Source organism: Pseudomonas sp. NFACC16-2 (assembly GCF_900119205.1).
Classification (GTDB): Bacteria; Pseudomonadota; Gammaproteobacteria; order Pseudomonadales; family Pseudomonadaceae; genus Aquipseudomonas; species Aquipseudomonas fluorescens_Q.
This window is the reverse complement of sequence record NZ_FPIX01000018.1, coordinates 109,300-119,274: the sequence shown is the minus strand read 5'-3', so window position 1 is coordinate 119,274 and position 9,975 is coordinate 109,300. Positions and strand designations below refer to the sequence as shown.

The window sequence follows — 9,975 nt, the reverse complement described above, 5'->3', positions numbered from 1 at the left end:
GCGGGGGCTCTAAACAGGTTCAGCATCCAGTTCGAAGACAGGCTTTTGCAGGATTAACAGCAACCCCGTTTACACAAAATTCAGTACACCCCCGCGACCTGGTGTTCCACCGCCTCTTGGTAGATGCCGCGCACAACCCTGCACTCAGTGAACTCTATCGCTACTTCTCCAGCGTCATCGGCGCACAGTTGCGCCAGAGCCTCAACATCTCCCCGCGTCATCAACATGTCTTCGACCTGCACGTCGAAATCCTGGACGCCGTCGAGCAACAGGACCCGCAACGGGCCAAGTCCCTGTGTCGCCAGTTGATCAATGAACCCTGAGCGCTTGAAACCCTGAACCCCGAACCCGAGTTTTCCATGTCCCGCAATCTGCTTGACTCTGCCACCTCGACGACGCCCAAACGCGCCGCCGAACTTGAAGAACTGTTGATCGACGCCGAGGCCGACGATGAGCAGGCCCAGCAGCGCCCTCCGTTGGTGCGCCGGCCCTGGCTGTTGCTGCTCGGGTTGATCCTGGTGGCGCTGAACTTGCGTCCGGCATTGTCGAGCATGGCGCCGTTGCTCAGCGAAGTGTCAAGAAGCCTCGACCTGTCGGCTGCCCAGGCCGGTTTGCTGACCACATTGCCGGTGCTTTGCCTGGGCCTGTTCGCGCCGCTGGCGCCGGTGCTGGCGCGGCGCTTCGGTGCCGAGCGCGTGGTGTTGGGGATCTTGTTGACGCTGGCGGGCGGGATTGTCTTGCGCAGCGCCTTCGGCCAGGTCGGGCTGTTTGTCGGCAGCATCCTGGCCGGCGCGAGTATCGGTGTGATCGGCGTGCTGCTGCCGGGCATCGTCAAGCGCGACTTCGCCAAGCAGGCCGGCACCATGACCGGCGTCTACACCATGGCTTTGTGCCTGGGCGCGGCGATGGCGGCCGGGGCGACCGTGCCGCTGAGCGAGCAGCTTGGCCACGGCTGGGCCTTGGGCCTGGGTTTCTGGGTGGTCCCGGCGCTGCTGGCCTCGGTGTTCTGGTTACCGCAAGTGGGCGAGAAACACGGTGCCCACCAAGTGGCTTATCGAGTCCGCGGCTTGCTGCGTGATCCCCTGGCCTGGCAAGTGACGCTGTACATGGGGCTGCAATCGTCCCTGGCCTACATCGTCTTTGGCTGGCTGCCGTCGATCCTGATTGGACGTGGCCTGACGCCGACCCAGGCCGGGCTCGTGCTATCCGGTTCGGTCATCGTGCAGTTGATCAGTTCCCTCGCGGCGCCCTGGTTGGCAACACGTGGCAAGGACCAGCGCCTGGCCATCGTGATCGTCATGCTCATGGTCCTGGGCGGATTGTTCGGTAGCCTCTACGCTCCGCTCGATGGCTTGTGGGGCTGGGCGATCCTGCTGGGCTTGGGGCAGGGCGGATCATTCAGCCTGGCGCTCACACTGATCGTGCTGCGTTCGCGGGACGCCCACGTGGCCGCCAACCTTTCCGGCATGGCCCAGGGTTTCGGCTATACGCTGGCCTCGCTGGGGCCGTTCGCGGTGGGTGTGGTCCACGACTTGACCGGCGGCTGGAATGCCCTGGGCTGGATCTTCGGCCTGGTTGGCCTGGGGGCGATCATCGCCGGCATCGGCGCAGGCCGGGCGTTGTACGTCGGGGTCAGCAGCGAAAGGGTCACTGATCTTCGTTGATATCATTTTCATGGCGAATGACGATAGTCTTCCCAGCGGCGGCAGATTATCGTGCTGGCCTACTGAAACGTTTTTCGGAGCCTGTCCATGAGTGATGCCCACAACGCCTTGATCAGCCGTTTTTACCAGGCCTTCCAACGCCTGGACGCCGAAGCCATGAGCGCTTGCTACACCGACGACGTGCTGTTCAGCGACCCGGCGTTCGGCGAGCTGCGCGGGCGCGATGCCGGCGACATGTGGCGCATGCTGACGACCCGGGCCAAGGACTTTTCCCTGACCTTCGATAACGTGCGCAGTGATGAGCGTACCGGTGGTGCCCATTGGGTGGCGACGTACTTGTTCAGCCAGACCGGCAACGTGGTGATCAATGACATTCAGGCACGCTTCGTTTTTCGCGACGGCAAGATCTGCGAGCACCACGACAGCTTCGATCTGTGGCGCTGGTCTCGCCAGGCATTGGGTGCCAAGGGCCTGTTGCTGGGCTGGACACCACTGGTACGTAACGCCGTCAGGGCCCAGGCGCTCAAGGGGCTGCGGGCGTTCCAGGCCAGTCGCTGATAAGATCGCGGTTTGTCTTTGCCGACCTGTTGAACATCTAGTGACGATCGCCACCCCCTCTCCCGATCTGCCAGCACAAGGCCCCGCCGAACCGGACAAACCCTGGTTCGTCTACCTGGTGCGGGCGGCCAACGGTTCGCTGTACTGCGGCATCAGCGATGACCCGGTGCGGCGTTTCGCCAAGCATCAAAGCGGCAAGGGTGCACGTTTCTTCCTTTCCAGCCCGGCAGTGGCTTTGGTGTACACCGAGGCCTGTCGCGACAAGGGCGAGGCCCTGCGCCAGGAGCGGCTGATCAAAAAACTCAAGAAAAGCGCCAAGGAATGCCTGGTGGCCAGTGCGCTGTCGCTCGATCAGCCGGGCTGATAGGCCTTTATCAGGCCGGTAGGCTGTCCCGATCAGGCGCGCTAAGCTGTAGGACTTCATTCCTGCAGTGGCTAATCTCATGTCAGAGCTGATCCTTCATCATTACCCTACGTCTCCTTTCGCGGAAAAAGCCCGGCTGTTGCTGGGCTTCAAGGGGCTGTCCTGGCGTTCGGTGAGCATCCCGCCGATGATGCCCAAGCCTGAGCTGACGGCGCTGACGGGTGGTTACCGCAAGACGCCGGTGTTGCAGGTCGGCGCGGATATCTATTGCGATACGTCGCTGATGGCCCGCCGCCTGGAGCAGGAAAAAGCCTCGCCGGCGCTGTTCCCCGAAGGCCGGGAAATGCTTGCCGCATCCTTTGCTGCGTGGGCCGATTCGGTGGTGTTCCAGCATACGGTGAGCCTGGTGTTCCAGCCGGAATCGGTGGCGGTGCGGTTCGCCAAGCTATCGCCCGAAGCGATCAAGGCGTTCATCAGCGACCGCGCCGGGCTGTTCAGTGGCGGCACGACTACACGCTTGGCCGCCGAGCAGGCCAAGCACCAATGGCCGACGATCATGGCGCGTCTCGAGCAACAGTTGCAGCGCGAGGAGGGCGATTTCCTGTTGGGTGATCCATCGATTGCCGACTTCGCCATGGCTCATCCATTGTGGTTCCTCAAGGGCACTCCGGTCACCTCGTCGCTGGTGGATGCCTATCCGGCTGTCTCGGCCTGGTTGGCGAGGGTGTTGGGTTTCGGCCATGGTGCCTCGAGCCAGATGAGTGCCGAAGAAGCCTTGGACGTTGCCCGCAACGCTACGCCAGCAGCGCTGCCGGATGAGGCATTCGACGAGCCGAACGGGTTCACGGTAGGGCAGCAGGTCAGCATAGCCGCGACGGACTATGGCGTTGATCCGGTGGTTGGGGAGTTACTGTTTGCTGGCAGCGAAGAATTGATCCTGCGTCGCGAAGATGAGCGTGGTGGGGTGGTGCATGTGCACTTTCCGCGGTTCGGGTTTCGGATCGAGGCTCGCTGAGCAACGAATGACTTGTGGGAGCGAGCTTGCTCCCACAGGGGATTTGCGGCGATGACTAGATGGTAGATAACGCCTTGAGAATATGCTCCGGCTCATACCCACGCATCAACGTGCCATTCACATCCAGGATCGGAATCCCCCGGCCGCCCAGTGCCTCGTAGGCCTTGCGCGCGTCGGCATCTTTCTCGATATCGAACTCGCGAAACGGCACGCCTTTCTCATCCAGGAACCGCCGGGTGGCCTTGCAGTAGCCGCACCAGTCGGTGGCATACAGCACGACGCGGGCGTTGCCGCGAATCTGCTCGGAAACCATCTGTGATGGGTTGAACACCCGCTCGATCTTGCCCCAGTTCTGGTAGGCCACCACCACCAGCAGAATCAACAGGAATTTCTTCAGCACTCCACCAAACATCAATTGCGACGCTTGAGCTGGTCGGTCAGCGACGTGGGCAGGCCCTTGATGATCAGCGTGCCAGCCTCTTCGTCGTACTCGATCTTGGAACCCAGCAAGTGCGCTTCGAAGCTGATGGACAAGCCCTCGGCGCGGCCAGTGAAGCGGCGGAACTGGTTGAGGGTGCGTTTATCCGCCGGGATTTCCGGCGACAACCCGTAGTCCTTGTTGCGGATGTGGTCGTAGAAGGCTTTCGGTCGATCTTCATCGATCAGCTCGGACAGTTCTTCCAGGCCCATCGGCTCGCCGAGCTTGGCCTGGCTGCTGGCGTAGTCGACCAGGGTCTTGGTCTTTTCCCGGGCATCCTCTTCCGGCAGGTCTTCACTTTCGACGAAGTCACTGAAGGCCTTGAGCAGGGTGCGGGTCTCACCGGGGCCGTCGACACCTTCCTGGCAGCCGATGAAATCACGGAAATATTCCGAGACCTTCTTGCCGTTCTTGCCCTTGATGAACGAGATGTATTGCTTCGATTGCTTGTTGTTCTGCCATTCCGACACATTGATCCGTGCCGCCAGGTGCAACTGGCCCAGGTCCAGGTGGCGGGACGGGGTCACGTCCAGCTCATCGGTCACCGCCACACCTTCGCTGTGGTGCAGCAGGGCGATGGCCAGGTAGTCGGTCATGCCTTGTTGGTAATGCGCGAACAGCACGTGGCCGCCCACCGACAGGTTGGACTCTTCCATCAGTTTTTGCAGGTGTTCCACCGCCACGCGACTGAAGGCGGTGAAGTCCTTGCCGCCGTCCAGGTACTCCTTCAGCCAGCCGCTGAACGGATGCGCCCCGGACTCGGCATGGAAAAAACCCCAGGCCTTGCCTTGCTTGGCGTTATAGCTCTCGTTGAGGTCGGCGAGCATGTTCTCGATGGCCGTGGACTCTGCCAGTTCGGAGTCGCGGGCATGGAGCACAGCAGGGGTGCCGTCGGGTTTTTTGTCGATCAGGTGGACGATGCAATGACGGATCGGCATGGATTTCTCGGCTGTTGAAAGAGAGGAGGGCGCGCTCCCCGAAAAAGGGCCCCAGTGTACCGCAATCACTGGTTTTGGAACCCGGCAAAGGCCCTTTCAGACCCGTCCGACATCCTATATGCATTTTTTTAACGTTTTAGCGCAAGAAAGCTGACCAAATGGGTAGCTAGAGGCGGATATTTCAGAGGCGTTGTGCTAGTTTTGCCCGGTCTTACGCGAAGTCACTGCGTTAAGCGTGCATTCAGCATCTGTCAGGTCGAACCAATCCCGGTTTTCGGCATCTATTACCCCGATCCGTCGTGGTGATTGCCGAGGGTGCCTGATCAAGAGAGATCGGGCTCGATGGCTGACACTGCACTCTGCAATCCATATGAATTTGATAGGGAAGGAACACTACATGGCTCTTACTAAAGACCAACTGATCGCTGATTTGGCTGAATCTGTAGACGCACCAAAAGCTACCGTGCGTTCGCTGCTGGACCAACTGGGCCAAGTCGTTGCCGATCAGCTGGAAAATGGCGGCGAAATCACTCTGCCAGGTGTTGGCAAGCTGAAAGTCACCGAGCGTCCTGCCCGTACCGGCCGCAACCCTTCGACTGGCGCTGCCATCGAAATCGCTGCCAAGAAAGTGATCAAGCTGGTTGTGGCCAAAGGCCTGACCGACGCGGTCAACAAGTAAGATCGTTGCAAAAAAAACCGTGCTGCGGAGCGATCCGGGCACGGTTTTTTGTTGCCTCGGAAAAAGTGACCTGTGGCGAGGGGATTTATCCCCGCTGGGGCGCGAAGCGCTCCTAAAGCCTGACACCCGAGTTGACTGCTTTTAGGGCCGCTGCGCAGCCCAGCGGGGATAAATCCCCTCGCCACAGGTTTCTGTACTGGCTGAGCGATTGGCGGTGGCGCTATCGCGATTCAGTCCTTACGGACCCAGCGCGCCTGGCGCCAGGCTTGTTGCTGGGCCTCGGTCTGGAAGGTCCAGGCGACGAAGCGACTCTGCTTCTGGCCTTGGGACATCTCCACCACCTGGCTGTGCAGCACCCCGGCCTTTTTCAGCGCGGTTTGAATCGCCGGCAGGTTCGACGCTTTTGACACCAGGGTGCTGAACCACAGCACTTGCCCGGCCAACTGCGCGCTTTCGCCGATCAGTTGCGTCACGAACCGTGCTTCCCCACCCTCGCACCACAACTCCGCAGCCTGCCCGCCGAAATTCAGCACCGGCAGCTTGCGCTTCGGATCGGCCTTGCCCAGTGCCCGCCACTTGCGCTGGCTGCCCTTGGTGGCTTCCTCCAGGGACGCATGGAAAGGCGGGTTGCACATCGTCAGGTCGAACCGTTCGGTATTTTCCAGCAGGCCCAGGAGAATCTGCTTGCGGTTGGCTTGCTGGCGCAACTGGATGGCTTTGTTCAAGCCATTGGACTGGACGATGGCCTTGGCCGAGGCGATGGCCGTCGGGTCGATCTCCGAACCGAGGAAGTGCCAGCGGTAGTCGCTGTAGCCGATCAACGGATAGACGCAGTTGGCGCCGGTGCCAATGTCCAGCACCTTGACTGCTGCCCCGCGGGGGATTTCACCGGCGTTGTGGCTGGCGAGCAAATCGGCGAGGAAGTGCACATAGTCCGCCCGACCTGGCACCGGCGGGCACAGGTAATCGGCCGGGATATCCCAGTGGGCGATGCCATAGAAAGCTTTGAGCAGCGCCCGGTTGAACACCCGTACGGCTTCGGGGCTGGCAAAGTCGATGCTTTCCTTGCCGTAGGGGTTGATGATCACGAACTTCGCCAGTTCCGGCGTGCCCTTGATCAACGCCGGGAAGTCATAGCGGCCCTGGTGGCGGTTGCGCGGATGCAGGCTGGCCTTCTCACGCGGCGCCACGGTTTTAGCCTCTGGGGTGGCCTTGGGCTTCTGGCGGGCTGGTTTGGGTGTGCGGGGGGCGGTCATGGGCGGGTCGATTCGGGATGGCTCAAAAAGTGGCGGGCATTGTCCCACATCCGGCCCGGTCTTGATGACTGCACAGTTCAAATGTGGGAGTGAGAAGGTACCAGGCAAAAAGAAGGAGGCCTCCAGGGCCTCCTTCTTCAGCGACGAATCGCCGTTACAGGCTGGAGATCCGCGCGTGCTGCTCCGCCAGCTTGCCCAAGGCCTGTTCCGCCTCGGCCAGTTTGGCCCGTTCTTTCTCGATGACTTCGGCCGGCGCCTTGTCGACGAAGCCGGCGTTGGACAGCTTGCCGCCGACCCGCTGCACTTCGCCTTTGAGGCGCAGGATTTCCTTGTCCAGGCGCGCCAGTTCCGCGGTCTTGTCGATCAGGCCCGCCATTGGCACCAGCACTTCCATCTCGCCGACCAGGGCGGTGGCCGACAGTGGCGCTTCTTCGCCGGCGGCCAGGACGGTTACCGATTCGAGCTTCGCCAGCTTCTTGAGCAGCGCTTCGTTTTCGTTGAGGCGGCGCAGGTCTTCGGCGCTGGCATTCTTCAGGAACAAGGCCAGTGGCTTGCCCGGGCCGATGTTCATTTCGGCGCGGATGTTACGCAGGCCGAGCATGAAGGTCTTGAGCCATTCGATGTCGTCTTCGGCCGCCGGATCGATGCGGCTTTCGTTGGCAACAGGCCAAGGCTGCAGCATGATCGTCTTGCCTTGGGCGCCGGCCAGCGGTGCGATGCGCTGCCAGATTTCCTCGGTGATGAACGGCATGAACGGATGCGCCAGGCGCAGGGCCACTTCCAATACGCGCACCAGGGTGCGACGGGTGCCGCGCTGGCGCTCGACCGGGGCGTTTTCGTCCCACAGCACTGGCTTGGACAGCTCTAGGTACCAGTCGCAGTACTGGTTCCAGATGAACTCGTACAAGGCTTGTGCGGCCAGGTCGAAACGGAACTGGTCCAGTTGGCGGGTCACTTCGGCTTCGGTGCGTTGCAACTGGGAAATGATCCAGCGATCGGCCAGGGTCAGTTCGTAGGCTTCGCCGTTCTGGCCGCAGTCTTCGCCTTTATCCAGCACGTAGCGCGCGGCGTTCCAGATCTTGTTGCAGAAGTTGCGATAGCCTTCGACGCGACCCATGTCGAACTTGATGTCGCGACCGGTGGACGCCAGCGAGCAGAAGGTGAAACGCAGGGCATCGGTGCCGTAGCTGGCGATGCCCTCGGCGAATTCTTCGCGGGTGGCCTTCTCGATCTTCTTCGCCAGTTTCGGCTGCATGAGGCCGGAGGTGCGTTTCTGCACCAGGGTTTCCAGGTCGATGCCGTCGATGATGTCCAGCGGGTCCAGGACGTTGCCCTTGGACTTGGACATCTTCTGGCCCTGACCGTCGCGCACCAGGCCGTGGACGTAGACCGTCTTGAACGGCACTTGCGGGGTGCCGTCCTCATTCTTCACCAGGTGCATGGTCAGCATGATCATCCGGGCGACCCAGAAGAAAATGATGTCAAAACCGGTGACCAGCACGTCGGTGGAGTGGAATTTCTTCAGGAACTCGGTCTGCTGCGGCCAGCCCAGGGTCGAGAAGGTCCACAGGCCCGAGCTGAACCAGGTGTCGAGGACGTCGTTGTCCTGCGCCAGGGCGACGTCCGGACCGAGGTTGTGCTTGGCGCGGACTTCGGCTTCATCGCGACCGACATAGACCTTGCCCGATTCGTCGTACCAGGCCGGGATGCGATGGCCCCACCACAGCTGACGGCTGATGCACCAATCCTGGATGTCGCGCATCCACGAGAAGTACATGTTTTCGTATTGCTTGGGCACGAACTGGATGCGGCCGTCTTCCACGGCGGCAATCGCCGGCTCGGCCAGCGGCTTGGTGGACACGTACCACTGGTCGGTCAGCCACGGCTCGATGATGGTGCCGGAGCGGTCGCCTTTCGGGACCTTCAGGGCGTGATCGTCGACGCTGACCAGCAGGCCAGCGGCCTCGAATGCCGCGACGATCTGCTTGCGTGCTTCGAAGCGGTCCAGGCCGGCGTATTCAGCCGGGATCTGGCCGTCGACGCTTTCGTTCAGCGTGCCGTCCAGGTTGAACACCTGGGCTGCCGGTAGGACGTTGGCGTTCTTGTCGAAGATGTTCAGCAGCGGCAGGTTGTGGCGCTTGCCGACTTCGTAGTCGTTGAAGTCGTGGGCCGGGGTGATTTTCACGAAGCCGGTGCCGAATTCCGGGTCGCAGTAGTCGTCGCCGATGATCGGGATACGACGGCCAACTAGGGGCAGCTCGACGAACTTGCCGATCAGCGCCTGGTAGCGTTCATCGTTCGGGTTCACCGCCACGGCAGAGTCGCCCAACATGGTTTCCGGCCGCGTGGTGGCGACGATCAGGTAATCCTTGCCTTCGGCGGTCTTGGCGCCGTCGGCCAGTGGGTACTTCAGGTTCCACAGGAAACCTTTCTCGTCGTGGTTTTCCACTTCGAGGTCGGAAATGGCCGTGTGCAGCTTGGTGTCCCAGTTGACCAGGCGCTTGCCGCGATAGATCAGCCCGTCTTCGTGCAGGCGTACAAAGGCTTCTTTCACCGCTTCGGAGAGGCCATCGTCCATGGTGAAGCGCTCGCGGCTCCAGTCTACCGACGAGCCGAGGCGACGGATCTGGCGGCTGATGTTGCCACCGGACTCGTCTTTCCATTCCCAGACTTTCTCCAGGAATTTTTCGCGACCCAGGTCATGGCGATTCTGGCCCTGGGCTTCGAGGCGACGCTCCACCAGCATCTGCGTGGCGATACCGGCGTGGTCGGTCCCTGGTTGCCACAAGGTGTTGCGACCTTGCATGCGGCGGAAACGGATCAGCGCGTCCATGATCGCGTTGTTGAAGCCGTGGCCCATGTGCAGGCTGCCAGTGACGTTAGGCGGCGGGATCATGATGGTGTAGGAATCGCCCGCGCCTTGCGGAGCGAAATAATTCTCGGACTCCCAGGTGTTGTACCAGGAAGTTTCAATGGCGTGCGGCTGGTAGGTCTTATCCATGCGCGGCGGGACCCTATTGGCA

Annotated in this window: 9 protein-coding genes and 1 pseudogene; 6 read left to right on the top strand and 4 right to left on the bottom strand. The window is 61.4% G+C overall.

Features of this window, described 5'->3' with window-relative positions:
- Positions 1 to 95: 95 nt before the first annotated feature.
- The 5 genes and pseudogenes from BT116_RS16565 to BT116_RS16545 form a co-directional block, all read left to right on the top strand.
- Positions 96 to 323, top strand: a pseudogene (locus BT116_RS16565) (FadR/GntR family transcriptional regulator); the annotation flags it as partial.
- 12 nt (positions 324 to 335) lie between these two features.
- Positions 336 to 1,664: a CynX/NimT family MFS transporter gene (locus BT116_RS16560; RefSeq protein ID WP_371856183.1), complete on the top strand. Its 1,329-nt coding sequence runs from the start codon at positions 336 to 338 to the stop codon at positions 1,662 to 1,664.
- A gap of 87 nt (positions 1,665 to 1,751) precedes the next feature.
- A complete protein-coding gene (locus tag BT116_RS16555) occupies positions 1,752 to 2,222 on the top strand; it encodes a nuclear transport factor 2 family protein (protein ID WP_063324522.1) in 471 nt (156 codons plus the stop codon).
- 40 nt (positions 2,223 to 2,262) lie between these two features.
- On the top strand, positions 2,263 to 2,586 hold the full coding sequence (locus BT116_RS16550) for a GIY-YIG nuclease family protein (RefSeq protein WP_063324523.1): 324 nt from the start codon (positions 2,263 to 2,265) through the stop codon (positions 2,584 to 2,586).
- 79 nt (positions 2,587 to 2,665) lie between these two features.
- The gene (locus BT116_RS16545) at positions 2,666 to 3,601 is read left to right on the top strand and encodes a glutathione S-transferase family protein (RefSeq protein WP_072345620.1); all 936 of its coding nucleotides are present in this window, start codon (positions 2,666 to 2,668) and stop codon (positions 3,599 to 3,601) included.
- Positions 3,602 to 3,656: 55 nt separating this feature from the next.
- Here the strand turns inward: BT116_RS16545 and BT116_RS16540 are convergent, their stop codons facing one another.
- Together BT116_RS16540 and yejK are read right to left on the bottom strand one after the other, a co-directional pair.
- Positions 3,657 to 4,013: a glutaredoxin family protein gene (locus BT116_RS16540; protein ID WP_072345618.1), complete on the bottom strand. Its 357-nt coding sequence runs from the start codon at positions 4,011 to 4,013 to the stop codon at positions 3,657 to 3,659.
- Positions 4,013 to 5,017: a nucleoid-associated protein YejK gene (yejK, locus tag BT116_RS16535; RefSeq protein WP_003205290.1), complete on the bottom strand. Its 1,005-nt coding sequence runs from the start codon at positions 5,015 to 5,017 to the stop codon at positions 4,013 to 4,015. The genes BT116_RS16540 and yejK overlap by 1 nt, the downstream gene beginning before the upstream one ends.
- A 397-nt stretch (positions 5,018 to 5,414) precedes the next feature.
- On the opposite strand from yejK, the gene BT116_RS16530 reads away from it, so the two are divergent.
- Entirely contained in the window at positions 5,415 to 5,696 is a 282-nt protein-coding gene (locus BT116_RS16530) for an HU family DNA-binding protein (RefSeq protein WP_003205289.1), read from the top strand.
- Between the two features lie 230 nt (positions 5,697 to 5,926).
- On the opposite strand, the gene rlmF is transcribed toward BT116_RS16530, so the two are convergent.
- Both rlmF and BT116_RS16520 read right to left on the bottom strand, forming a co-directional pair.
- A complete protein-coding gene (gene rlmF / locus BT116_RS16525; protein WP_072345616.1) occupies positions 5,927 to 6,952 on the bottom strand; it encodes a 23S rRNA (adenine(1618)-N(6))-methyltransferase RlmF in 1,026 nt (341 codons plus the stop codon).
- A gap of 154 nt (positions 6,953 to 7,106) precedes the next feature.
- Positions 7,107 to 9,953 carry a valine--tRNA ligase gene (locus BT116_RS16520; protein ID WP_072345615.1) on the bottom strand — a complete coding sequence of 949 codons (2,847 nt, stop codon included), beginning with the start codon at positions 9,951 to 9,953 and terminating at the stop codon, positions 7,107 to 7,109.
- Positions 9,954 to 9,975 lie beyond the last annotated feature (22 nt).